General features: G+C 55.4%; 40 protein-coding genes. All 40 read right to left on the bottom strand.

Translation table 11 applies throughout. The annotated features are described in order from the left end of the window. On the bottom strand, window positions 1–282 hold the full coding sequence (locus J3348_RS01330; RefSeq protein WP_154276145.1) for a hypothetical protein: 282 nt from the start codon (window positions 280–282) through the stop codon (window positions 1–3). Between the two features lies 1 nt (window position 283). Continuing rightward, complete coding sequence (locus J3348_RS01325; protein WP_097780315.1) at window positions 284–634, bottom strand: hypothetical protein; 351 nt, start codon at window positions 632–634, stop codon at window positions 284–286. A gap of 130 nt (window positions 635–764) precedes the next feature. Further along, window positions 765–1,226: a helix-turn-helix transcriptional regulator gene (locus J3348_RS01320; RefSeq protein ID WP_207698128.1), complete on the bottom strand. Its 462-nt coding sequence runs from the start codon at window positions 1,224–1,226 to the stop codon at window positions 765–767. A 4-nt stretch (window positions 1,227–1,230) separates the two neighbouring features. After that, window positions 1,231–1,749, bottom strand: a complete 519-nt coding sequence (locus tag J3348_RS01315; protein ID WP_207698127.1) for a type II toxin-antitoxin system PemK/MazF family toxin — start codon at window positions 1,747–1,749, stop codon at window positions 1,231–1,233. 4 nt (window positions 1,750–1,753) lie between these two features. Beyond that, a complete protein-coding gene (locus tag J3348_RS01310) occupies window positions 1,754–2,062 on the bottom strand; it encodes a hypothetical protein (RefSeq protein WP_207698126.1) in 309 nt (102 codons plus the stop codon). Continuing rightward, window positions 2,055–2,480, bottom strand: a complete 426-nt coding sequence (locus tag J3348_RS01305) for a hypothetical protein (protein ID WP_207698125.1) — start codon at window positions 2,478–2,480, stop codon at window positions 2,055–2,057. The genes J3348_RS01310 and J3348_RS01305 overlap by 8 nt, the downstream gene beginning before the upstream one ends. 2 nt (window positions 2,481–2,482) lie before the next feature. Then, on the bottom strand, window positions 2,483–2,617 hold the full coding sequence (locus J3348_RS14350; RefSeq protein ID WP_278251687.1) for a hypothetical protein: 135 nt from the start codon (window positions 2,615–2,617) through the stop codon (window positions 2,483–2,485). An 11-nt stretch (window positions 2,618–2,628) separates the two neighbouring features. Beyond that, window positions 2,629–3,033 carry a hypothetical protein gene (locus J3348_RS01300; protein WP_207698124.1) on the bottom strand — a complete coding sequence of 135 codons (405 nt, stop codon included), beginning with the start codon at window positions 3,031–3,033 and terminating at the stop codon, window positions 2,629–2,631. A 17-nt stretch (window positions 3,034–3,050) separates the two neighbouring features. Beyond that, window positions 3,051–3,401: a hypothetical protein gene (locus tag J3348_RS01295; RefSeq protein WP_207698123.1), complete on the bottom strand. Its 351-nt coding sequence runs from the start codon at window positions 3,399–3,401 to the stop codon at window positions 3,051–3,053. Beyond that, window positions 3,398–3,544: a hypothetical protein gene (locus tag J3348_RS01290; protein WP_154276154.1), complete on the bottom strand. Its 147-nt coding sequence runs from the start codon at window positions 3,542–3,544 to the stop codon at window positions 3,398–3,400. The genes J3348_RS01295 and J3348_RS01290 overlap by 4 nt, the downstream gene beginning before the upstream one ends. Continuing rightward, entirely contained in the window at window positions 3,538–4,083 is a 546-nt protein-coding gene (locus tag J3348_RS01285) for a hypothetical protein (RefSeq protein WP_207698122.1), read from the bottom strand. The genes J3348_RS01290 and J3348_RS01285 overlap by 7 nt, the downstream gene beginning before the upstream one ends. Window positions 4,084–4,097: 14 nt before the next feature. Next, on the bottom strand, window positions 4,098–4,235 hold the full coding sequence (locus J3348_RS01280; RefSeq protein ID WP_154276156.1) for a hypothetical protein: 138 nt from the start codon (window positions 4,233–4,235) through the stop codon (window positions 4,098–4,100). A gap of 12 nt (window positions 4,236–4,247) precedes the next feature. Beyond that, window positions 4,248–4,460 carry a hypothetical protein gene (locus J3348_RS01275; RefSeq protein ID WP_207698121.1) on the bottom strand — a complete coding sequence of 71 codons (213 nt, stop codon included), beginning with the start codon at window positions 4,458–4,460 and terminating at the stop codon, window positions 4,248–4,250. A 94-nt stretch (window positions 4,461–4,554) separates the two neighbouring features. Then, a complete protein-coding gene (locus tag J3348_RS01270; protein ID WP_207698120.1) occupies window positions 4,555–4,713 on the bottom strand; it encodes a hypothetical protein in 159 nt (52 codons plus the stop codon). Between the two features lie 3 nt (window positions 4,714–4,716). Further along, the gene (locus J3348_RS01265; protein WP_207698119.1) at window positions 4,717–4,968 is read right to left on the bottom strand and encodes a hypothetical protein; all 252 of its coding nucleotides are present in this window, start codon (window positions 4,966–4,968) and stop codon (window positions 4,717–4,719) included. 13 nt (window positions 4,969–4,981) lie between these two features. Next, window positions 4,982–5,149 (bottom strand): hypothetical protein, encoded by a 168-nt coding sequence (locus J3348_RS01260; protein WP_207698118.1) that lies wholly within the window; start codon window positions 5,147–5,149, stop codon window positions 4,982–4,984. A 138-nt stretch (window positions 5,150–5,287) separates the two neighbouring features. Next, on the bottom strand, window positions 5,288–5,506 hold the full coding sequence (locus J3348_RS01255) for a hypothetical protein (RefSeq protein WP_207698117.1): 219 nt from the start codon (window positions 5,504–5,506) through the stop codon (window positions 5,288–5,290). After that, window positions 5,493–5,834 (bottom strand): hypothetical protein, encoded by a 342-nt coding sequence (locus tag J3348_RS01250; RefSeq protein ID WP_207698116.1) that lies wholly within the window; start codon window positions 5,832–5,834, stop codon window positions 5,493–5,495. The genes J3348_RS01255 and J3348_RS01250 overlap by 14 nt, the downstream gene beginning before the upstream one ends. A 125-nt stretch (window positions 5,835–5,959) precedes the next feature. Then, window positions 5,960–6,112 (bottom strand): hypothetical protein, encoded by a 153-nt coding sequence (locus tag J3348_RS01245; RefSeq protein WP_154276162.1) that lies wholly within the window; start codon window positions 6,110–6,112, stop codon window positions 5,960–5,962. Window positions 6,113–6,211: 99 nt separating this feature from the next. Further along, window positions 6,212–6,499, bottom strand: a complete 288-nt coding sequence (locus J3348_RS01240; RefSeq protein WP_154276163.1) for a hypothetical protein — start codon at window positions 6,497–6,499, stop codon at window positions 6,212–6,214. Window positions 6,500–6,540: 41 nt separating this feature from the next. Further along, window positions 6,541–6,969, bottom strand: a complete 429-nt coding sequence (locus J3348_RS01235) for a hypothetical protein (RefSeq protein ID WP_097780301.1) — start codon at window positions 6,967–6,969, stop codon at window positions 6,541–6,543. A gap of 19 nt (window positions 6,970–6,988) precedes the next feature. Continuing rightward, complete coding sequence (locus tag J3348_RS01230) at window positions 6,989–7,240, bottom strand: phage holin (RefSeq protein WP_097780300.1); 252 nt, start codon at window positions 7,238–7,240, stop codon at window positions 6,989–6,991. Window positions 7,241–7,255: 15 nt separating this feature from the next. Continuing rightward, window positions 7,256–7,909, bottom strand: a complete 654-nt coding sequence (locus tag J3348_RS01225; RefSeq protein ID WP_207698115.1) for a D-Ala-D-Ala carboxypeptidase family metallohydrolase — start codon at window positions 7,907–7,909, stop codon at window positions 7,256–7,258. 12 nt (window positions 7,910–7,921) lie between these two features. Further along, on the bottom strand, window positions 7,922–8,230 hold the full coding sequence (locus tag J3348_RS01220; protein ID WP_207698114.1) for a hypothetical protein: 309 nt from the start codon (window positions 8,228–8,230) through the stop codon (window positions 7,922–7,924). A gap of 66 nt (window positions 8,231–8,296) precedes the next feature. Beyond that, window positions 8,297–8,416: a CD1375 family protein gene (locus tag J3348_RS14345; protein WP_343251956.1), complete on the bottom strand. Its 120-nt coding sequence runs from the start codon at window positions 8,414–8,416 to the stop codon at window positions 8,297–8,299. 53 nt (window positions 8,417–8,469) lie between these two features. Further along, on the bottom strand, window positions 8,470–8,583 hold the full coding sequence (locus J3348_RS01215; RefSeq protein ID WP_118527137.1) for a CD1375 family protein: 114 nt from the start codon (window positions 8,581–8,583) through the stop codon (window positions 8,470–8,472). 2 nt (window positions 8,584–8,585) lie between these two features. Beyond that, on the bottom strand, window positions 8,586–8,729 hold the full coding sequence (locus tag J3348_RS01210; protein ID WP_154276169.1) for a hypothetical protein: 144 nt from the start codon (window positions 8,727–8,729) through the stop codon (window positions 8,586–8,588). 56 nt (window positions 8,730–8,785) lie between these two features. Continuing rightward, window positions 8,786–10,639 (bottom strand): DUF6273 domain-containing protein, encoded by a 1,854-nt coding sequence (locus J3348_RS01205; protein ID WP_207698113.1) that lies wholly within the window; start codon window positions 10,637–10,639, stop codon window positions 8,786–8,788. 23 nt (window positions 10,640–10,662) lie between these two features. Next, complete coding sequence (locus J3348_RS01200) at window positions 10,663–11,853, bottom strand: reverse transcriptase/maturase family protein (RefSeq protein ID WP_207698112.1); 1,191 nt, start codon at window positions 11,851–11,853, stop codon at window positions 10,663–10,665. Between the two features lie 235 nt (window positions 11,854–12,088). Next, on the bottom strand, window positions 12,089–12,853 hold the full coding sequence (locus J3348_RS01195) for a hypothetical protein (RefSeq protein WP_207698111.1): 765 nt from the start codon (window positions 12,851–12,853) through the stop codon (window positions 12,089–12,091). Window positions 12,854–13,093: 240 nt separating this feature from the next. Next, window positions 13,094–13,822: a hypothetical protein gene (locus tag J3348_RS01190; protein WP_097780293.1), complete on the bottom strand. Its 729-nt coding sequence runs from the start codon at window positions 13,820–13,822 to the stop codon at window positions 13,094–13,096. Beyond that, entirely contained in the window at window positions 13,819–14,502 is a 684-nt protein-coding gene (locus J3348_RS01185; protein WP_207698110.1) for a DUF2612 domain-containing protein, read from the bottom strand. Before J3348_RS01185 ends, J3348_RS01190 begins: the two co-directional genes overlap by 4 nt. Further along, window positions 14,495–15,931, bottom strand: coding sequence for a hypothetical protein (locus J3348_RS01180; protein ID WP_207698109.1), 1,437 nt, complete (start codon window positions 15,929–15,931; stop codon window positions 14,495–14,497). The genes J3348_RS01185 and J3348_RS01180 overlap by 8 nt, the downstream gene beginning before the upstream one ends. After that, window positions 15,913–16,278, bottom strand: a complete 366-nt coding sequence (locus tag J3348_RS01175) for a hypothetical protein (RefSeq protein ID WP_154276176.1) — start codon at window positions 16,276–16,278, stop codon at window positions 15,913–15,915. The genes J3348_RS01180 and J3348_RS01175 overlap by 19 nt, the downstream gene beginning before the upstream one ends. Window positions 16,279–16,291: 13 nt before the next feature. Then, window positions 16,292–16,978, bottom strand: coding sequence for a Gp138 family membrane-puncturing spike protein (locus tag J3348_RS01170; RefSeq protein ID WP_207698108.1), 687 nt, complete (start codon window positions 16,976–16,978; stop codon window positions 16,292–16,294). Then, a complete protein-coding gene (locus J3348_RS01165; RefSeq protein WP_347565342.1) occupies window positions 16,975–17,820 on the bottom strand; it encodes a hypothetical protein in 846 nt (281 codons plus the stop codon). Before J3348_RS01165 ends, J3348_RS01170 begins: the two co-directional genes overlap by 4 nt. A 63-nt stretch (window positions 17,821–17,883) precedes the next feature. Then, complete coding sequence (locus J3348_RS01160; protein WP_207698107.1) at window positions 17,884–18,366, bottom strand: hypothetical protein; 483 nt, start codon at window positions 18,364–18,366, stop codon at window positions 17,884–17,886. Next, entirely contained in the window at window positions 18,359–18,553 is a 195-nt protein-coding gene (locus J3348_RS01155; protein ID WP_207698106.1) for a hypothetical protein, read from the bottom strand. The genes J3348_RS01160 and J3348_RS01155 overlap by 8 nt, the downstream gene beginning before the upstream one ends. A gap of 460 nt (window positions 18,554–19,013) precedes the next feature. After that, a complete protein-coding gene (locus J3348_RS01150; protein ID WP_207698105.1) occupies window positions 19,014–19,322 on the bottom strand; it encodes a hypothetical protein in 309 nt (102 codons plus the stop codon). 11 nt (window positions 19,323–19,333) lie between these two features. Continuing rightward, window positions 19,334–19,933 carry a phage baseplate protein gene (locus J3348_RS01145; RefSeq protein WP_207698104.1) on the bottom strand — a complete coding sequence of 200 codons (600 nt, stop codon included), beginning with the start codon at window positions 19,931–19,933 and terminating at the stop codon, window positions 19,334–19,336. Window positions 19,934–19,942 lie beyond the last annotated feature (9 nt).

Raw genomic sequence — 19,942 nt, 5'->3', positions numbered from 1 at the left:
TCACTCATCCTCCTTAATCCTGAAAAAAGCCATTGCGCTTGCCTTGATGCTGCTCGGCCATCCGTCCGGGTAGGGCCGCTGCGTACCATCCGTAAAGGGAACCATTGCGGTGGCCTCTACGGCCAACATCTCGCCCTCGTACTGGTAGGGGCGGCAGCGGAACGTGCGGAGCTGGATGCTCTCGCATTCCATCGTACCGGCTCCCATACGCCGCAGATCATCCGCATTGTGTGCCGCGTTCGGGTCATACCCGGCGGCTTTCATGTGGTCCAGAACCGTCATATCAGGCAACCTCCTTTCTGACGACATTCAGGCAGATGTAGAACCGGCCATCGAGGTCTTCAACCTCCCAGAAGTAGCCACCGGTGTACTTGCCATCGGTCAGCGCCTTGTCCTGCCAGAAGCCTTCCTTGATGCACTCCGTGATGGTTTCCTGCCAGCCATCAAAGCGTTCATCCCCGGCCAGCGCCTTGAAGAAGCGGTTGACTGCGGTCTGCCACATCTTGCAGTCGGTGATGAGGTCGGCGCAAACCATGCCGTTCGGCTTGTTCACGATGGCGACCAGATCAACGTCCTGCCGGTGTTCGTCCTGCTCGAAAGCCTCGAAGCTGCTGTATTCTTTCACCTTCAGCATTTCTAAATCCTCCGTGTTTTGGTAAGTTGTTTTCCGTATCTTCATTCTAACTTACCGATCTGGTAAGTCAAACGTATGCTGAAGTTTTCACAAAAAATTTTACGGTATTCCGAAGATACTTTATGGAGGCTTAACCTACTTTACGGCTGAACCTTTCCCAGAACTGCTTGGCGATGTAGGGGCTGACCGGGGTGATGGTATGATGCTGGCATCCAGAAAGCTGGTAGAGGACGGTGAAGTAGTTCCCAGCGGCATCCTCGAACAGCTCCACATAGAAGTCCTCGAACATCACGGCCTTGTTCGAGCAGAGCGATTCTGCCTTCCGGGTGTCATATCGAACGCCGTCTACGGTCTGCGCTACGGCGGGGCTGGTGCTGTTGCCCAGTTCCGGGAGACCAGCGCCGCTGGCATCGCTCATCGAAACCTCGTACCCGGCAAAGTGCAGAGCCTTTGACAGCTCATCGAAGGTGAGCGAGTTGTTCTTCAGCCGCCCGCTGAGGTTCTGTGGGGTCCAGCCCATGTGTTCGGCCAGCTCTTTCTGGGTCTTCCCTGCTCCAGCAAGGGCTGCGCGTACCATGTCAGATGCTCGCATATCATCAGCCTGCCTTTCCAGCCAGAACCCGATTCAGCAGGCTCTCGTACATGATCTGGAGCATTTCACACTTGGCTTTCGCTGCGGCCAGCTCCGCAGCCATGTTCGGATTTGACGCCGGCGTAGACACCTTGACATCCCGGATGACCGGAACTTCTTTCGTGACCTCCACGATTTTCTCTACGGGCTTTCCAACTTCCAGCTCCAGCGAGATCAGCATTGCAACCTCCACGTTGGTCATCTCTGCCGGGGTCAGGTGGCCCTTGTAGCCCAGCAGGCGGTCAACCGATACGGTCGTAATCTGCTCACAGAGGGCAGTGCTTTCACGTTCCGAACTGCGGATGAGAACGTGCGTCGGCAGGTCTTTCTTCGGTTGGGTGGTCAGGTATACGACCTCTACCACCTCTGCACAGGCGTTGTTCTTCTCGTTAGAGACGATGATTGCCGGGCGACCTGCCGCCTGCTCACAGCCGGTGTAGTTGTCCTTGCTCACATACCAAATGTCGCCACGCTTGATTTCCATATCCTTACTCCTCCTCTTTTGCCTGACGCTTCAGCTCGGAAGCATCAATGGTGATGCAGGTGGTGTTGGCGACGATGTTATCGGCAATCCCCTTGCCATGCTCGTCCAGCAGGGATTCCAGCGAGGTTGCGGTGAGCCGCAGGGCAGCAACCATGAACGGGAAGTCCATCAGGTCATACCGGCTTACAACGCCCATCAGCTCTTTGGTCATCGTGGTGACGCACTCGGCAGAAATGCTGCGGGCATCATCGGGCTTATTTGCAAGCACTGCCAGCGTCATTCGCAGCGCATAGGGCATCATTTTCTCAGCCATTGTCTTTGTCCTCCTTATACTCGCTGACGGCCTCCGAGATTGCATAATCGCGGTGGTACGTCCAGCTATCGTCATTATCAATGTACTTCCGCATCAAGACCGCCGCACGTGGGGCGAGCGAATTGAGCGTCGTGCGGTCAAGCTCATAGACTTCCATAAGCTCCTCATCGGTGAACTGTGAGATATGTTCCCGCACGTCCTCCTCATAGCTCCGAAGCTCATGCTCGGAGTAGGAGCAAACCAGCTCAAGGCCATCCAGCGGCTTCGGGCAGTAATCGGTGCAGCCATCATCATGGATGCCCGGCTTCTTCCCAGTCAGGAACGGGGCCATGCAGATGCCCTGCGGGTTGAACACGCAGGTTTCGGAGCAGCATTCTGTGCAGAGTTGTGAGCAACGCTTCAGGTATTCAATATCCATAATCAGCGCCTCCCCAGAAAGAGCCTTGCCAAGCCCACAACGGCCATCGCCCCGACGATTGCCCAAAAGGCAGCGCAGAGGATGTCCGTGGCCGTTTCGAGCCACTGATCTACCACGATCAACCATGCCATCATCATTTTTCCTCCCCTCAGCCGAATACCAAATCGCCAAACAGTGCGTGCTGGACAATCTCGTCCGCACAGGCGGCATCAATCTGGCCGCAGTCAACGGAGCCATCTGTGCTGTCCACAACATCGCAGTTGGCGTAGCAATTTTCGAGCCACTGCTTAAATCCAGCGAGGAACTTGTCGAGATCGAGCATATAACAAGTCTTGTCATCCTCAAACGGTTCTTCGAGCCAAACGGCAAGCTGCCCACCGCGAGAAATCTGGTCGCTTGCGTACTCCCCAAGATACTTGCCCTGCACAACAACGCGCCTGCACCAGTAGTTGATGCCGCCCTCCAGCGCAGAAACCATGATGTCATCAACATCCTGCTGGGTCAGCCGAGCCGTAATCTCTGCATGAACCTCAAACTTCTTTTCATCGGTCATCTTTCTTCATCCTTTCATCAAATTGTCGGGTCAAAAATCAGGCCATCCCACTTGCCGTTCAGACGGTCTGGGTACTTCCCGGTCGGAACCATGTACCTGTCCGGGACTTCCGGCGGCAACGGCCGCTCGTTCCTCAAATCCATACCAGCGTCGAACATCGAGAGCTGCGCGGTCTGGCTGGTACGTTCCCGCAGGAGCCGATACCAGTAGATGATGTGGTTCCGAACAAGGTTCAGATTCACGCCATCCGGCCATGCAGGGTCAGAACAGCCGTTCTTCTTCAGGTCATCCCAGTGCTTATACTCAGCGTCCAACTGCTCCCTGATCTGGGCCTCGCTCATCTCTTCAGGGGGAATATAGCGGCTCACAGGTGCGCCTCCTTTCGGCGCTCATCGGCGATGACATCAGCGGTAATGCGGTCAACGCCGAGCTTTTCGAGCTGCCGGTAAGCTGCTTCCTTTTCCTGCGGGCAGTCGGCCCGGACGAGATCATCAATCATGTCACTCAGCATACGCCAGCCTCCTCTCTGGTGATAGTTCCGTGAGTCCACGGCCCGGTGCGAACGCCAATGCTGGGCAGGCGGGCCAGCAGGGCCTTTTTCATGTCATCAAGGTATCCCCGGTAGCGCCGCTTCTGAAGACCGGCCAGCCATGCGCTCTGACAGTCGGAGTAGCCGTCTTTCTGAATAAGCTCGACGGCCAGCGACCACTCGTTGTCCTCCACACAGATGTAAAACAGCTCATTTTCGAGGATGACCCGGCGCTCATTGCCGAGCCAGACGTTCGAGTTGGCCGCAGGCTGGAAGCTGGGGCAGAGCTTCCGCAGTTCGGCGCAGAAGCATCTGAGAACGTCTTCCTCCTTGTAGCTGCTCTCGATTTCATCAACGTACCAGTCATCGGCAACAAGTTCATCAAGGCTGATGTCTGCCATCATCCGAATTTCAGGCTCCTTTCCGTCAGGGCCGTCCTTACGCCAGACCTGCAGATCATCGTTGTCGATGTAGAACAGACCCTCATACGAGCCGGTCACATAAACATTGCCACGTCCCATATCACTCACCTCCATCAGTCACTCCAGCAAACGGCATTGGCTTCTTCGGGCCGCTGCCATTCAGGTTCTTCTTCAATGCCCCGGTCATCAGGCGGCTCCGTTACTCCGCCGAACCGGTCAAGCCAGCCGGAGCAATCATACATCGGATTCATTGCCATCCTCCATCAGAGAACAAAGCAGATAACGAGCAGGGTGACGGCAAAGGCTGCTGCGCTGATGGCAACGGCGTTCAGCACGTTGTTGAAACGCTCCCTTTCGGCATCCTTCTGGCGGCGGGCTGCGCGGCTCCGCTGCTGTGCGGGGCTGTTCAGCATCCGCAGGAAGCAGTTCGGGTCGTTCTCCCACTCACGAGCAGCGGTCATGTTCTTGTTTTCCATCGCTAAAACCTCCAAAATATCATGTATCTGCGGGTGGCTCCCGCGACGCCCAGTAGGGCGTTTCGGCCGGTGCCAGCGGCCATCATCAGACGGGTTATGCGTTGAGGTAGATTGCAAGAGAAGTCAGCGCACTCTCCATACCGAAGCCGTAGCGGCATTCCTCCGGTTCATCGGAGTTCTCCATCTTGCGTGCCTGCTTCAGGACAGCGTTCATTGCTTCTTCCAGTTCCTTTGCGGTGATGGTCTCTTTCATAGTTCAGTCCTCCTTGTTGGTGTACTCGTCGGTGTCACGGCTGGATTCGCCCTGGAGGAACACCCGATGCTTGCCCTTGTCGTCCCTGACCCAGTCACCGCCCAGAGTGGTGAGGGTGAAGATCATCCCTTGGTACTGACCCTCGGCGCACACCCGGGTCGGCTCCGGCAGGTCCTCCCGGTGCATGACGCACCACTGAGAGTCCATACTGAACGCCAGCATCCCCAGATGGCCGCGCAGTTCCTTCTTCTTCACGGTTCAACCCTCCTTACCCGAAGTACTTAGCCACGAATGCCGACTTGCTGAGCGTGTGGGCATCGTACACATACTCAATAGCGTCTGCGGAATCCATATCCGCGCCCTCAACGAGCTCTCTGACCCGACCGCAGAGGTTATGCTCGCGGATGTACTGCTTCATCATTTCCAAGTTTTTCATTTCTGTGTCCTCCGTTTATCTTACCGTTTTGGTATGTTTTTCTGTATCTTCATTCTAACTTACCCACCACTGGTGTCAAACGAAAAATGAAGATTTATCGAAAAATTTTACGGAGTACATCTGGAAGTTTACCTGCGGTCAATAGACCATGCCTTCCGGGTCGATGATGGCGCATTCCTTACCGTGAACGTAGTAGGCGTTGCCGCCCTCATCCACCCAGACCCGGCAATAGCCAGACAGCCCAATTTCCGGGCCGCTGGCTACGCCGTCCCACTCTGGCTTGCGGGTCAGCTCGCCGACTACCGCAAAACCGATGTCCGCTGCATACTGACGGGCAATGCTCTCAGTAGCAGGCATGAGCGGTGTTGACGATGCAGCGAACCATCTTCTCGACGGCCTTGTCAATCGGGCAGTTCAGGAATGGAAGGTTCTTGTCAGCTACAATCTCACTTTCCAGTATCCAGCCGTGCTCGTTACGAGCCTCAACCCAGCATCTGCCATCGGCTTCGCCGAGCTTGATTGAAAACGATAACTCCGCTTCATCGCAGTATTCGAGGTAACCCCAGAAGATGCAGGCCACGTTCTTGCTGAGGCGTCTGACCGACCACTCCCAGTTGGGGTCGTTCTGGTTGGCCTCGGAAACCAACCGGCTAATCAGTTCCTTGTGTTCACGCAGATCATACATAGTTCTAAACCTCTTGACTTTCCCCTGCCATACTGATAAAATCGAAACGAGATGGGGCAGGTCCCATCCCGTTCCGTCTGGCTAGGTTCCCACAGTGTCGCAAACTGTGTGGGGGAACCTAGCCTTTACTGTTTCTTAGACTCGCCGGTTGCGGGGTCGAGGACTCCGGCAATGCACTTAATGCACTGCGTCGCTTCCTCGTCCGTGTGACCGTGAGCTTTCAGCCAGTCGATCAAGCGGCTGGCTTCTAAAGCGGTCATGCTGCACTCACCTTTCATTTTGCTACACCTCCTGCTCGTGCTTCCAACTTACCAGCCGGATGCTGGTAATTGTAGGTAACTTACCTTTTTGGTAATTTATCTTAGTATCATTATAACTTACCCAACTGGTAAGTCAATCTGTTTTTTAATTTTTTCAAAATATTTTTTATATCCACTGGCTATTTGATGCCAAGCCGCTGGTGGCCTCTGGAAAACCTCTGAATTTGCATTTTGGTTACGGGTAAAAGTGTATTGGGAAACGTCTGGAACCCTCTGGGAAGGATTTGTCAAAAGTGCATAGCAAAATTTGGCTATTTTGAGAATTGATTTTTCTGGCGACGTTGTTCCATCGGAATTTCCGTGCAAACAAAAAAATCCCCCTGCACCAGCCTTTTTACGGGTCATGGTACAGGGGGATTATCATTTTACGCTGACTTTGCGCTGACTCAGCCCAGATTCAGCGTATTCTGGACAGCGGCCTGCTTGGCGGCGACGTGGTTGGCGTCGATCTGGGCCTCAATACGATTTTCGAGGTACTGGGTCGTATCGCCGAAGTTGCTCTTGATGTAGTCCTGTGCGTCACGGCTCATGCTTTTCAGAGCGGCGGACACGGCCCGCATCAGGGCTTCCTTCTGCTCCGCCTCATTGAACGTCCCGGCGGCTTTGAGGTCGTTGACGTAGGTCTGGTTCATCGCGGCCACGGCATTGGCAACGGCATCGCCGATTTCCCGGACGAGCCGCTGCACCTTGATGTTCTGAGTCTGGGCGTTGATTGCATCAACGGCAACTGCAATGCCTTTCTTGATGCAGGCGGTCACGATGGGAACGCAGACCAGCAGGGCAACGTACAGCAGACTTCTCGTAAACTCATTCATATTCGGTTACTCCTTTCATTCAGTGGACCTGATTCTTCAGGCTGTTCATCCGCTTGTCACCTTCAATGGCGGCAGCGGTAAAGCTGTTGTTCTTCCACCACGCAGCGACGCTGGTGGCAATGGTCAGGCCGGTGGTCACGAACTGTTCCACCTCCGAACTTTCGATGGGCAGCAGGGGCTTCCCGGCAGCGCTCGAAACCTGATTTGCCAGAGCGAACGCCAGAGCGGCCGTGCGGGCCAGCGTAGCGATGGACACTTTGCTATTCGTCATAGAGCCTATCTCCTCTCACAGGTACTTATCAGCGCCAGACAGCGCCTTCCACGATGCAGGGCCGCAGATTCCGTCCACGGTCAGGCCATGCGCCTCCTGCGCCCTCATCAGGGCGTTTTCGGTGGCCTCGCCGAACAGACCATCAGCCTTCAACTTCAGAAGCTTCTGGAGCATGATGGTGGCACTGCGGTTTGCAGGCCCGGTGCAGCCCCGTCGGATGGTGGGAAGCACGAACTTGTTGTAGGTCGTGCTGGGGTACTTTCCCGGCGTGGTGCAGAGCCACGTTGCTTTCGTGCTACGGGTGTCGGCGTGGACAAAGGCCCCGCGGCTGTGCCAGTAGATACCGATGCCGCCGAACCCCACGGCCTGAGCAAGGATGCCCAGTGCCACCGGGTTGATGCTGCGGTTCTCCGTCCTCCAGTCCGCCGCCATGCCATAGCGGTGCTTGGAGTTCTGGCTTCCGCCCACAGCCGCATTGTGCGTGATGCAGCGGTAGCCGGACGTGATCTTCAGCGGGCGGTCTACCTTGTCCCGGATGAACTGGAGCTTTTCGGCCAGCTCCGTGTCAACCGACTGCTGTCCGCAGCCGCAGGGACACTCGAACTCGGACTTAGTAAAGTTCTTGGCGAGCGCGGTCTTATCCCCGCGCTGGAACGTAATGATGCTCAACTTGCACACCTCCTAAAAACCGATTTGGGTGAACACATAGCCGAAAAAAGCACCGATGATGGCCGTTACTGCATAGCCGACGGCCTTACGCCACAGCTCTCCATCGCGGCTCTCCAGAGTTTCCAGCCGTTTTCCCTGCTTTTCCTGCTCCCTGACCATGCTCTCCATACTCAGGGCCAGCTTCTCGACCGAAGTGGACAGTGCGCCCATTTTGCTTACGCTTTCCTCCAGCAAGGCGATTCGTCTGTCCTGACGGGCATTTTCCTCTTCGAGCCGACGCTTGAACTCCTCATGCTCGGCTCGCGTAATAGGCTGGTCCATCTGAACCTCCTCTCCTTCGTCATACAAAAAATGAGGGGAGCCGGTTCTCCCGACTCCCCTGCGCGATTACTCGACCTCGACTTCGAGGTCCTTCAGGATTTCCTCAACCTGCTTCCGAATCAGCGCCGGAACCTGATCGAGGGTCTTCTTGCCCTTCACAATGAGGGTTGCATAGATGACTGCCATGATGCCTTTCTCCTTTCTCAGTAATATTTTTAAGGCAAATTCCCGCAGGCGGCTCATGCGTTGCCGTCCGCCGCGAGAATGGCCTTGACTTCTTCCCGCAGGTGCTCAGGCACCTGCTCGATGGTTTTCCGCCCCCGGCGAATGAGGTTTGCATAGACTTCTGCCATGATTATGCCTCCTTATCTGCGGCGGATGTGACCGCGATGAGCTGTTCGTACACGTCGCACAGCGCCATCTGGGTATTATCGAGGTTGGTTTCCAGAGAAGAAACCTTGGTTTTCAGGGCTTCATTCTCCTCCTGCAATTCCGCCATCGTTTTCTTCTTCTGCAATTTAGCTACAGAATCGACTCTTACTCTGTTCAAACCCATTACTGGAAACCTCCCTGAATCGAAGCGATATAACCGCTCTCGCCGCTTGAGCCGCGCTCTGCGGTGACGCGGAAATTGAATGCAAAGCCGTTGGCCGCAGTCTGGTTCGTGAACAAATGGTTCCGGCCATTCCGGGCCTCGGTGGTGGCGTCCTCCCATACCGGCGAACTGTCCTTGCCGTTGTTCGTGACCTCCACCTTGAACACGGCGTCGGCGGGAATCAGACCGCCGACGGTGATGGCGCAGAGCGTGATCTGAGCATCCGCCTCCATCGGCTTCGCCAGCGTGATGCTGGCGGCGGTGACGGCCTTCGTAAAGGTGAACGTCTTGGTGACGGTGGCCTTGCCATCGGTCACGGTAACGGTCATGGTGTGACTGCCGTTCGTAATTTTCTGGAAATATTCACCGGTGACGGCGAAGCTGTTGGTGGTCTTGCGGGTCGCGGTGTAGGTTCGCTTGGTCGTGCCGTCCAGCTTTTCGGTGACGGTCAGGGTGTCCCCTGCGTCCTTATCATCCACGGAGTACGAGATGGTGAAGCCGCTGGACTTGGTGCCGAGGTTGGCTGCGCTGGAGGTCGTGATGGTCGGCGCGGTGTTGTTATCGACCGTGCGCTTGGTGGACGTGGTGTAGCCGGACTGAGCGTTATAGCTGTCATACGCCTTGACACGGTACATCACGGTGGACCAGCCCTTGGTGATGGTGTCGGTGTAGGTCAGCGCATTGCCCTTGTACACCTGCGTGTAGGAGGAGCCACCATCGGTGCTGCGCTCCAGAATGTAGCCGCTCAGGTTGCCATCGCTGTCACTGGCCGCAGTCCACGAGATCACCAGTGTGCTGCCGCCCTTGACATCATTCGGCACCGCGATGGACGGCGGCGCAGACGGGGCGTTGTTGTTGACCACCGTTACCTGCGAACTGGTGCGCCAGCCAGACTCCAGACCCTCGGTGTCGTATGCCTTGACGCGGTACATCACGGACGTGGTGCCGAAGGCGACGTTGTTCGTGGTGCTGGTGGCCGTACCCTGATAAATCTGACTCCACGAACTGCCGCCGTTGGTCGAACGCTCTACCTTGTAGCCGGCGAGATTGCTCTCAGCATCAGAGCTTTTTGCCCACGAGATCGAGATGTTCGTGCCGCCCATGATGGACGAAGGAACGGAAATGCTCCCCGGAGTCGAGGGTGCTGTGTTAGTCGAGACCGTGCCATCGTCAGACACCAAGAGAGTAGAGGGCAAAATCAAAGCGGGGCGGATGCCGTACGAGAGGGAGCAGCTGTTGCCGCCCCAGTCGCCATTGGAGTTGACGTACAGGGCGTAGTCGAAGTGGTAGCAGAGCGGAGAGCGGAGCCACCAGTAGGCGGCCGAGCCGTTGAGATATGCGACACGCTTAGAATCCGAGCTGTTGTCCGCGCAGCCCTTGAAATAGGCCAGCTCCGCGCCTTCACCGCTCGGCATAGAGGAGAAGCTGAAACTCGTTTCGGTCGCACTGAGCAGGAAAATCTTCGCAGACAGGCCGTTCGAGCCGCTGGTAACGGTCGTGGACGTGCCGCTGCCTTTTCGGTACGGGAGCTTTGCCTGCTTGATGGCGTTCTTGATGTTCGACTCGAACAGGTTCAGGAACGTGCTGTTCAGGTAGGAGTGTATGGTGCTGTTGGCGTAATCGTTAGTGTTCGAGCTATGCCACTGGCGGTTTTCGTAGATGTCCTTCATCAGCAACCAAGTACCGTTGCAGCTATCGTCATAGACGCTGGACGGCTTGCCCTGATGGACGACGATGAAATCTTTGGCAGAACCATTTACTTTCAGCTTGATGGTGCTGCCGATTGCTTTGGAACTCAAGGTCACATAAGCCATAAAAAAGAACCTCCTGTTGTGTATTACATCCACGGCGGAATGCTGTCGGGACGCGGTTCGGGCTGGAACAGGTCTTTGCGGGGCGTAATGTCACCTCTTTTCCGGCGGATGTTCTGTTCCTGCTTTACCCGGCGCAAGGCGCGGACGCTCCTCGTGGAGTTAATTTTCCTCCGAGGCTTTACGTCCACACCGATGATTACCGAGACCTTCTTGGCGTATTTCAGCCGTAATGCGTAGGTGTCACCGTAGGATGCAAAGGCATCCCACGCTACGAAGCTGGTGATAACAGCTTCTCTGGCCACTTCCCCTGCCGGGTAGGCTTTTTCCCAGTATTTGACGCGGGTCTGGATGCGCTGAATCTCCGAGCGGCGGAGCTTCTGGACGCAGGCTCCGCTTTCCGTCAGGTAGCTATGGAAGCCCAGAAAATCCAGCCCGTTTTTCAAGGGGAAAATTGCTGTCTTAGAATTGAGTTCGAGGTGGAGGTCGCTCATCCAACGCTCAATGTCCTTCAAAAGAAACTGAAGTTCCCGCTTTGTCCGGGCGATGACGTAGAAATCGTCCATGTATCGTCCGTAATAGCGGCATCCCCGGTCTTCCTTGATGTAATGGTCGAACTCATCAAGGAACATCAGGGCGAGCAGTTGGCTGGTCTGATACCCAAGGGGCAGTCCGTCGGTCTTGTCAATGTAGATGCACATGAGGTCATAGAACGCCATATCTACGCCGCGCTTCTGCATCAAGGCCCGCAGTTTTGATTTCAGGATGTCATGGTCGATGGAGGCGAAGAAATGGTGAACATCGCACTTCAGCACCCATCCGTCTGCGCTGCCGTTCTTGCGGTAGTAATCGACCATGTGGCCCTTCAGGCGCACGATGGCATCCAGTGTCCCCTTTCCGCGCTGCGAAGCGTGGTTGTCGCGGATGAAGCTGGTGCAGATCGTGTCGTACAAAACATTGTCCGTTAGTGCATGGAGGACTACCTTGTCCACAAAAGCGGGAGCCTGCACAAGCCGTTTCTTCGGCTCATAAACATAAAAGACCTCGAAGCCGCTGGGCTTGTAGGTCTTTTGGTTCAGAACGTATGATAGCTTATCGGTGCAGATCAGAGCGTTGGCCTCATATTGAGCCGTTCCCGGCTTGCTCCTCTTACCCTTTCGTGCTTCCAGATATGCCTCATAGAGGGTCTGGAACTCGCACATTTCCTGATATGTCATGTGTCTTCACACTTATTTTCTTCCCCCGGCTGAGGTGGTAGAGGAAGCTCCCAGCCGGGTGTTCGTCTAATACCGGTCCGCTTCCTCGCGGCAGCAGGCTGCGCCCGCAGAGGACGGCCCGCCTCGGTATGATGTGTTTATCGTCCGCCATAAAGGCTTCCGACAGGATGCGACTCCCTTTGATGATGGGTGCACTGTTTTCGCCCGTTGCCGGGTTACTCATCTCGCTTTTCCATCAGAGCGGGGCGGATGCCGTACGAGTTGGAGCAGTTGTTGTTGTTCCAGTCGCCATTGGAGTTGACGTACAGGGCGTTGTTGAAGTTGTTGCAGTTCGGAGAGCGGAGCCACCAGTTGGTGGCCGATTCGAGTCGCACCCTATATCAAGCGGAGAACCCGCAGGATACCTTGATTTTTCCTGTTCTTTCAGGAGTTCGCGGACGATAGCCTTTACCATCGCCGCCTGCTGCTTGAGTTCTGCCTGACGGGCCTGCTCCCGGAGCTTTTCAGCGCGGGCGGTGTCCTTCTGCTTCCACGACAGAACCATATTCTTTACGTCCTGAACCTTCCGGGTCCAGACGGCACTTTTGCTTATGGAAATAACTCCGTCGTTCAGAACGAGCTGGATATTCTCATTCAGCCAAGAGCATTCGTCGAGGACTACGCCAAGCAGCCGCAGGCGTTCCTCGTACTCAGTCTGGAACATCTTTCCGTTGGCCGCGTGAATGTCCCGAACGATGCTCTTGGCAATCAGACGCATATCTTCGCCGTAGCAGCGGTAGAGCGCCTTTGTGAAGCCCTCCCGGTGCGTTCGGTCGAGATATGCGATGGACTCAGAGCAGACCTTCTGGACGTCCCGGATGTCGTCAAGCGCGGCTATCTTCTGGAAAATCTGCCGAACGTCTTTGCGTGAAATATCCTCGGCCACCGTTTTCGTCGCTTGGTTCGTGTATTTCAGCAGCTCCCGTGCCTTGTTTCCGAGGAGATATTCTTTGTCAGCCACGGTCACACCTTCTTTCGAGGCAGGGGCCATTCCTCACAGCCTCCAAATCGCTGGCAAGCCCATAGAAAGAGCAGCGGTCGCCCAAAACAGTCAGGCGACCGCTGTTTCCGCTGTGAGTGATGCCGCAGAGCATCAGGTGCGTACTTCGCACATATTTGCAGGGAGGTTCAAGGCTGACGAACAAATTCCCGATGATGCAGGACAGCTCACCGGGCGGACATGAAAATTCAATGTGCTCCATCAGAACTCGATCCTCTTTGCCGTGGTGTTCCAGACGCCCTCTACCACCGTGCCGTCCAGTGTCTCAAATGTGACCGTGAACGGATTGCCGGTGACGGAGGTATTGAACATCAGCTCCAGCAGAGCCAGCCGGGCGGACACGTCGGAGATGCTGTTCTGGATGGAGTGGTGGGCCTCCTCATCGTCGTTGTGGGCATCTACGAGCTTCTGTGCTTCCTTCAGGAATGCCGGGAGCATCGTGACCGAGCAATACTGTTCCACATCTTCCGCCGTCATCCACGCCTCGCATTTGTAGTCAACGGTGACGCCCAGCCCCTCGCCGATGACGATGCACACCGGAAAGCGGCGGACATCCACGCCGGTATTGGATGCAGCGCTGACGTACTGCGGGTAGTCACCCAGCGTGCCATAGTAGATGAGGACTTCGCCCTTGTCCGGGTCAAAGGCGAACACGCCGAATTCCCGGAGCCAAAATCCGTGGTCAAGACCGCCGTTCAGGTCGGAGCGGTACTCCACGATCATGCGGACGCTGGCCCCATCATAGACCGGGGCAGTCGATGTGCCAGCGGCCACCGGCTCGACCAGCGCGGTCATCGCGGCCGGCTTCACATCATCCGGGATAGTACCGCTGCCCACCATAATCTTGGAAATCGGGAGCTGCTGCCCGGCAACCAGCTTGGCAATCAGCTCTCGGCCGCTGTCAGTAACAACAAAGCCATAGTAGCTCATAACTCATCCTCCTCAAGTTCAGGCAGTTTTGTCTGCGTGATGTTCTGTGCAGCCGGGACCGGCAGCACAGTGTCGATGAATGCTTCGCCGGTTTCAATCTCCGGCAGGGTCGTCGTCGTATAGCCCCGGCCCAGAATGCCCTCGACCGGCACATCTGCGACCATTTCAGGAGCCTCGGTGTTCGCCACCACCAGAATTGCCACACCTGCCGCCTTGATGAACGGAGCGTTCAGCAGTTTTGAAACGTCAGCCTCCGGTGTCAGGGCATCGGTTTCAAAAATCATGGTGGCCGGGATGGCCGGGTCCTCGCGGTAATGCAGGGGCTTGTCCCAGAACATTTTGAACGCCCGGATGATGTCATAGTAGGTGCAGTTGTTGGTGTTCTTCCAGATTTTGTATATCAGGTACGTCCGGTAGGCATCATCATCCAGTACATACACAGATTCTTTGGCGCAGGCCAAAGCACCGGCTTCAAGGCGGGTCAGAACCGCATTGTCGCCGATGCCATCAAGCTGCTTCCCAACTGCTGTCTGGATATTCCGCTTGTCGCGCAGGTCTTCGTAGAACTGTCGAACCTCGTTCAGCTCATCACCAACGGCCTCCATGAGCGCGTCGATGACCGGCTTGCCCTTGAACTGCTCCGCAAGATCGTCCCGGAGCTTCTGGACGTAATCAGCCATCCATGACCACCTCAATCCTGTTTTCGTCCGTAACGGCCCGCTCCCGCGCCGAGATGGACACACTGCGCTGGGTGTAGCCAGTGGGCATATCGCCGTCATTCGGTGTTGCAAACAACCATACGTCGATGTAGTCGATGCCAGACACCTGAAGGTTGAACTTCTGCGGGATGACGTTCTCGCCCGCCCCCAGTGCGCTCATTTTCTCCAGAATCTGCTCTTTGACAAGCTCGACATAGTTGGTAGGCGGATTTGTGTTCGGACTCAGAGTGACACCAACCTTGAACCAGACCTTGACGTACGTCGGCCGGTTGAAGCGCACCACGATGTCTTCGCCGTAAACGCCGTGCAGGGTGGTTTCTACGCTGCCGAAAGTATTGATGCCGCCTGCCTTTGTGTTCAGGATTTGCTGGGCAATTTCCGTTGCGTCGCCGCCCTCGACCACAACTTCGATGCTGTGCGGCCACCGGCCGGCAGAATCGACTTCATTTGTGCAGTTTTCATAGGGAGCTACGCTCACCACACCCTGCACATTCTTCAGGATGGCGCTCTTGATGCTTTCCAGCATGGCAGACGAGCGGTTGTAGATTTTGTTCGTGTAGGACTTTCTGAACTCCACATCACTCTCTGCGAGCTGACCGGCAACATAGCTTCCCACGTTGACCACGGACTCCATGCCCGGAACAGCTTTCGTGATCTTCGTGATTACGCCGTTCGGAATGAAGATGTCGCCCGGCTCGGCAGTCTCAAATGTGACGATGCTGCCCACAGAAGCAGTGGTCAGGTTTTCTGACAGGACCAGCGTATTGGAGCTGGTTTCATCGACCGCCTCGATCACGATGGTGTCGTTGATGACCGTCACATGGAAGTCCTTATCCGTGATGGCTGTTCCCAGAGCCTCTAGGGCTTCGCTGGTGCTTTGTTTGGGGTCAGGGGTGATGGTGTATAGGTTTCCGTTAAGAGCCACCCCAAGGGCCGTTGTAGCCGCCGGTGATGCAAGGATGACGGTGGCCTTGTTGAAAGCCGACCTCGTGATGGTTGCATCTGCGGTAGCTGTCAGGCTGGTTGCCGGGTTTGTGTCGGATGCAATCACCGTTCCTGCCGGAATGGTTGTTCCATCCAGACCGGTGCAGAGGATGCTGTAATAGGACTTCGCTGCCATTTCACGGGTGGAGCCGCCAAACTGTGCGGCATAGTCCAGACTTACGCCGGTGGCGCTGGATGTGTACTGCGAGTGGTACACATCTACTCCAAATTCCCACAGCTCTGCAATCTCATCTGCGACGTTGGTCAGAGTGTGATTCAGCAAAGACTGCGGGTTCTGCCGGGTGTTTACGCCGAGGCGTTCTGTCATCTTGCTGTGCATATCCTCAAGGATGACATCAAGGCGTTTCGGATTTGGCCCCTGCGGGGTCAGGCCATATTTTGCCACGGGATTTTGACCTCCTCTCTAAAACTGTCCTCATCCGTGTTGAACGTGATCTCCACGGATGCCCTACGGCTTTTCTTGTCGATGTTGAACAGGATTTCCGATACATCCGTTACTCCATCGACAGACATCACGGTTTCCCGGATAAGATGCCGGAGTTTGGACTCATTCGGATTTTTGACCAGCAGGTTCTCAAAGTACGGAAAGCCGAGCGAAGGCATCAGCCGCCACTCTCCAAAGAACCAGAGCAAACGAATACGGACAGCCTGTACGATGCTGTCCGTAGCTGAAATGTCGCCTGCCGCCGAGAGTTCTAAGTCCCCGGTGGCATCGAGCTTCAGGTCTATCATGCTTTTCCCTCCTTTACTGCGGCTTCCCGGTCATGCCGCCGCTGTCGCCCCTGTGGGCGTGGTTTGCAAGGCTGATACTGCCGTTGGATGCCTTGACATCATCCCTTGCGGTGATGCCGCCCTTGACCGTGAGCTTTCCGGTGATGTCCACGCCGTCGGGTGAAATTGCCAGCACCGTGCCGCCGACTGTGACCTGCACAAGGCTCGGCTCCACTTTGACCTTGGCCGAACCGAGAGTCAGTTCTGCGGTCTTGGGCGTGATCTTGGCTTTTGTGTCGCCTGCGGCAATGGCTACGGCATCCTCATCGCAGGCCAGCTTCATGGTGCTGTTGCCGCCAGATGTGAGGTTTGGAATGGCAATGGCGTTGGTCAAGTCGAACTTCAGCTTGGTGTCAGTTTCCTTGCCGTACATCCAGTAATCGAGAGCCTGTTCGCTGAAAACTAGCAGGCATCCATCGCCTTTCTTGATGGGCCATGCGATAGTGACATTTTTGCTCTGCGGGAACATGACCGGGACTCCTGAGATTTCTGGGAAGTCCATCATGCTGCCATCCGGCTTTGTGAACTTTGCCTTCGGTAACACTGTGGCGACACCCTTGTCCGGGTCGTAGCTTTTTATCTCGCCCGGCAGTGCCGTGTGCATATCCTCCGTCGCGCTGCGGGCGCTTTTATTGATCTGGTCAACAAACTCCTGCATCATTCTTGCTTCACCTCCAGCAGGCGGGCTGTGCAGCTCCACGAACCTTCCGTGTTGTCGCCTTCAATCCGAACTGAGTAAACCCGGAAATACCCCTTGACCACCTTGCTATTCAGGTACACATAATCGTCCAGCCCGATTGCGGCGTTCATCAGGTACTCCACGTCCCAGCCGTAGCTGTATCCCTTGTCCTCATTGGAGATTTGGACACGCTCTGGGAGGCCCAACAGGCCCGTTTCTGCCGAAAGCTCATACACCTCGCGGCTCATCGTATCTCCCGGCTTTTTGACCTGCAAGACGCCGTTGTTGATGCTCCAGACCAGCCCGCTGGTTTCACAGGCTTTCGTCAGCACATTTCTGGCCGGGCCAACGTAGCTGTACCCATTCGGGATGTCCTTGAACTCTGCATTGTAGGAGAAAGAAACCGTCACACCCATCTGGTCAGCGGTGTCCTGAATCAGGGTCTTGCAGTTTACAGCCCCGGAATAACTGACGGAAACGTAGGTGTCACGGATTTCAATGCGGTTATCCACCAACTCGATCTCTGTTGACCTGTCTGCTCCGTCAGCCTTTGTCGTGGCAAATGTGACTACGCCGGTGAAGATGAGCGGGCGGGTGTCGCCGTACCCCGCATGGAGTACGACCACGCAGTCGTTTTTACTCAGCTCTGCAAGGTGTTCATCGCTCAGGTTCCAGATGGTCACTTTGGCCGTGTTCTGGCTGTTGGTGTCCGCCTTCTCTACGGAGAACGAAACGTGCAGCGGTCGCTTGCCGCTGCCAATTTCAAACCCGGTCGAGCCTGCCTTGCCCGCCGCCAGCCGGTACTGCCTGTCGAAATTCTTCACGGCATTCTCCCCTTTCGATGGCAACAAAAAAGGCCGCGTTTCCGCAGCCCTGAAGGTTTCCTCTTACTTCGCCTTGCTGAGTTCCTTCTTCAGCAAAACGCATTCCAAAATGATATTGTCCAGACGTTCCACGATGGATTCTTTCTTTCCGGCCAGCGGCTTCTGCGGAGCATCCTGCTCAGATTTTTCTGCTCTGAGCTTATCAGCCGCCATCCTGCATCCGACTTCCTGCGCCTGCGGAATGACCGTGTTGATAATCCACTTACAGTCATCGTTCAGAATAGGCTTCTTGTTCATAAACTTGATGGCATTTTCCGCAGTGAAGAAGTAGGCCATCACTTTTCCTCGCTTCGTGTCCGTCTGCCAGTCGGCGTAGTATTTCACCGCATCCACGTTGCAACGGTTCTGGCTCACAGCCTTGCTTGGGGCTTTATACCCCGCTGCCGTCGCAATATCCTTGCTGCAAAAGAGCGGCGTACCATCGGATTCATAAATCACATGGATTTCCCGCTTGCTCTTGTCGGTAAAGGTCATGCTTTCAGGCATTCCGATCACCTCCGTAGAAGCAGCTCCGCAGCCCCTTGTTGCGGGCATCGAAGATTTCTCGAAGAATCACAACGGCGCGTTCCGCCTGCTCAAGTTTGCCATCTGCAAGGTTGCTGTCCACCATGTCGATTGCGACACCGACATCACCCATGCGGATAACTTCGCGTTCAAGATCGTTGCCACTCATATCAGCTCACTCCTTTTGATGTTGAAAGAAGCCCGCTGGTATGATATAATTACGGCAACGGGACTTCTTCATATCGTTCCGGGCAAGAGATTGGAACCAGCGGTGCTTTCTGACGGCTTACCGCTGGTTCTTTTTTGTTTGCCCGGTTCACATCTTCATTCTAGCTTACCGTTCTGGTAATGCAATGAAAGTGACCAATGATATGAGCGTTTTGCAAAAGTTTCCCGTTTTGGTCAGTCCGAGGACTGTCCGGCGGACAATCCAACGGATTCTGTGTAAAATCGGCCATTTTGAGCGACATTCATCCCAAAACCTCTGAAAATCCTCTGATTAAACCCGGACTTTACCAGTAAAAGTATATGGAAATTTGTCTGGAACTTTCTGAGAACGAATTGTCAAACCCGCCATCGAAGATTTGTTCAAAATGAGAATTGATTTTACTGGATGATTTGTTCCAGCATCATGCCGGGACAAACACAAAACGAGCCGTCCCATCGGCAAAATCCTGCCGACCGACGCTCTCCTTTTCGGTCAGGACAGCGAAGATGCCGCTGGGCATATCATCCCGGCCGAACAGCAGGTTGAGCGGAAACTGCGGGACCATCTTTACACCGAGCAGCAGTGGCGTTCCGAGTGAATCCATCACTCCGAGCATCCAGTAGCCGCCGGTGTCATTCCATGTGAATCGCAGTTGATACAGCCTGTTTTTGAGGGAAACTTTGACAACGCTGTCGTTCATGTCCGGGACTTCGATGACGAAGTAGTCCACGAACGCCCTCCTTATCCCAGCAAGCCGAAACTGCTGGCAGCGTTATAGAGAACGGAACCTCTGCTAGAGCTGGACGAAGAACCTGATGCAGAGGAGCCGCCGGACGAGCTGCTTCCTGCCGTACTTGAGGCGGTGGTGCTTGCTTTTCCAGCGGCTTTTGCTGTTTTGCCCGACTTGCCGTAGCTGGCCGGGATTTCTGCGGTGGCGGTTTCCGTCACCTCGATCTTCTTGAAGGCTATCGGAATCTCACGGGCGTAGCCGACCTCCACAGACTTCTTGATGTTCATGCTTGTAATCACCATGTTGGAATACACGCAGTCAGTGGTCGTGACTTCGAGAATCTTCTTGGCGAAATACAAGTCCTTCAGCCGACGAACAACGCCCTCCGTCTTTCCGGGGCCGGAGCCTGTACGCTCCCGCCATGTCACCGGCGTATCGGTCACATAGAGCGTCATATTCAGGGTGTCGGCTTTCAGCACGATGGTGTCGCTTACACTAAAGCCCTTTTCGGTCGGGTACTCAGGCACATCCGCTTCATAGCCTTCTTCGGAATCGATCAGGGCATCAAACTCGATGTCATCGACGCTGACGGGCTGTTTTGCTCTTGCCATGTACTCTCA

Origin of the sequence: Faecalibacterium sp. Marseille-Q4896, assembly GCF_017377615.1 — a bacterium.
Taxonomy (GTDB): Bacteria; Bacillota; Clostridia; order Oscillospirales; family Ruminococcaceae; genus Faecalibacterium; species Faecalibacterium taiwanense.
The sequence above is the reverse complement of the archived record's forward strand: the minus strand, read 5'-3'. Positions and strand labels throughout refer to the sequence as shown.

Bases quoted from the DNA above. Each gene is read 5' to 3' on its own strand.
- J3348_RS01250 (WP_207698116.1), bottom strand. From the start codon at position 5,834: ATGTATGATCTGCGTGAACACAAGGAACTGATTAGCCGGTTGGTTTCC.
- J3348_RS01145 (WP_207698104.1), bottom strand. From the start codon at position 19,933: ATGGCAAGAGCAAAACAGCCCGTCAGCGTCGATGACATCGAGTTTGAT.
- J3348_RS01235 (WP_097780301.1), bottom strand. From the start codon at position 6,969: ATGAATGAGTTTACGAGAAGTCTGCTGTACGTTGCCCTGCTGGTCTGC.
- J3348_RS01160 (WP_207698107.1), bottom strand. From the start codon at position 18,366: ATGCCTGAAAGCATGACCTTTACCGACAAGAGCAAGCGGGAAATCCAT.
- J3348_RS01210 (WP_154276169.1), bottom strand. From the start codon at position 8,729: ATGGCGGAATTGCAGGAGGAGAATGAAGCCCTGAAAACCAAGGTTTCT.
- J3348_RS01185 (WP_207698110.1), bottom strand. From the start codon at position 14,502: ATGGCTGATTACGTCCAGAAGCTCCGGGACGATCTTGCGGAGCAGTTC.
- J3348_RS01230 (WP_097780300.1), bottom strand. From the start codon at position 7,240: ATGACGAATAGCAAAGTGTCCATCGCTACGCTGGCCCGCACGGCCGCT.
- J3348_RS01275 (WP_207698121.1), bottom strand. From the start codon at position 4,460: ATGGAAAACAAGAACATGACCGCTGCTCGTGAGTGGGAGAACGACCCG.
- J3348_RS01200 (WP_207698112.1), bottom strand. From the start codon at position 11,853: ATGACATATCAGGAAATGTGCGAGTTCCAGACCCTCTATGAGGCATAT.
- J3348_RS01290 (WP_154276154.1), bottom strand. From the start codon at position 3,544: ATGCTGAGTGACATGATTGATGATCTCGTCCGGGCCGACTGCCCGCAG.
- J3348_RS01285 (WP_207698122.1), bottom strand. From the start codon at position 4,083: ATGGGACGTGGCAATGTTTATGTGACCGGCTCGTATGAGGGTCTGTTC.
- J3348_RS01170 (WP_207698108.1), bottom strand. From the start codon at position 16,978: ATGATGCAGGAGTTTGTTGACCAGATCAATAAAAGCGCCCGCAGCGCG.
- J3348_RS01220 (WP_207698114.1), bottom strand. From the start codon at position 8,230: ATGGACCAGCCTATTACGCGAGCCGAGCATGAGGAGTTCAAGCGTCGG.
- J3348_RS01190 (WP_097780293.1), bottom strand. From the start codon at position 13,822: ATGAGCTACTATGGCTTTGTTGTTACTGACAGCGGCCGAGAGCTGATT.
- J3348_RS14350 (WP_278251687.1), bottom strand. From the start codon at position 2,617: ATGATGATGGCATGGTTGATCGTGGTAGATCAGTGGCTCGAAACGGCC.
- J3348_RS01205 (WP_207698113.1), bottom strand. From the start codon at position 10,639: ATGGCTTATGTGACCTTGAGTTCCAAAGCAATCGGCAGCACCATCAAG.
- J3348_RS01240 (WP_154276163.1), bottom strand. From the start codon at position 6,499: ATGACCCGTAAAAAGGCTGGTGCAGGGGGATTTTTTTGTTTGCACGGA.
- J3348_RS01255 (WP_207698117.1), bottom strand. From the start codon at position 5,506: ATGCCTGCTACTGAGAGCATTGCCCGTCAGTATGCAGCGGACATCGGT.
- J3348_RS01245 (WP_154276162.1), bottom strand. From the start codon at position 6,112: ATGAAAGGTGAGTGCAGCATGACCGCTTTAGAAGCCAGCCGCTTGATC.
- J3348_RS01215 (WP_118527137.1), bottom strand. From the start codon at position 8,583: ATGGCAGAAGTCTATGCAAACCTCATTCGCCGGGGGCGGAAAACCATC.
- J3348_RS01320 (WP_207698128.1), bottom strand. From the start codon at position 1,226: ATGCGAGCATCTGACATGGTACGCGCAGCCCTTGCTGGAGCAGGGAAG.
- J3348_RS01305 (WP_207698125.1), bottom strand. From the start codon at position 2,480: ATGGATATTGAATACCTGAAGCGTTGCTCACAACTCTGCACAGAATGC.
- J3348_RS01300 (WP_207698124.1), bottom strand. From the start codon at position 3,033: ATGACCGATGAAAAGAAGTTTGAGGTTCATGCAGAGATTACGGCTCGG.
- J3348_RS01155 (WP_207698106.1), bottom strand. From the start codon at position 18,553: ATGAGTGGCAACGATCTTGAACGCGAAGTTATCCGCATGGGTGATGTC.
- J3348_RS01325 (WP_097780315.1), bottom strand. From the start codon at position 634: ATGCTGAAGGTGAAAGAATACAGCAGCTTCGAGGCTTTCGAGCAGGAC.
- J3348_RS01260 (WP_207698118.1), bottom strand. From the start codon at position 5,149: ATGAAAAACTTGGAAATGATGAAGCAGTACATCCGCGAGCATAACCTC.
- J3348_RS01310 (WP_207698126.1), bottom strand. From the start codon at position 2,062: ATGGCTGAGAAAATGATGCCCTATGCGCTGCGAATGACGCTGGCAGTG.
- J3348_RS01280 (WP_154276156.1), bottom strand. From the start codon at position 4,235: ATGAATCCGATGTATGATTGCTCCGGCTGGCTTGACCGGTTCGGCGGA.
- J3348_RS01270 (WP_207698120.1), bottom strand. From the start codon at position 4,713: ATGAAAGAGACCATCACCGCAAAGGAACTGGAAGAAGCAATGAACGCT.
- J3348_RS14345 (WP_343251956.1), bottom strand. From the start codon at position 8,416: ATGGCAGTCATCTATGCAACCCTCATTGTGAAGGGCAAGAAGACCCTC.
- J3348_RS01330 (WP_154276145.1), bottom strand. From the start codon at position 282: ATGACGGTTCTGGACCACATGAAAGCCGCCGGGTATGACCCGAACGCG.
- J3348_RS01315 (WP_207698127.1), bottom strand. From the start codon at position 1,749: ATGGAAATCAAGCGTGGCGACATTTGGTATGTGAGCAAGGACAACTAC.
- J3348_RS01175 (WP_154276176.1), bottom strand. From the start codon at position 16,278: ATGATAGACCTGAAGCTCGATGCCACCGGGGACTTAGAACTCTCGGCG.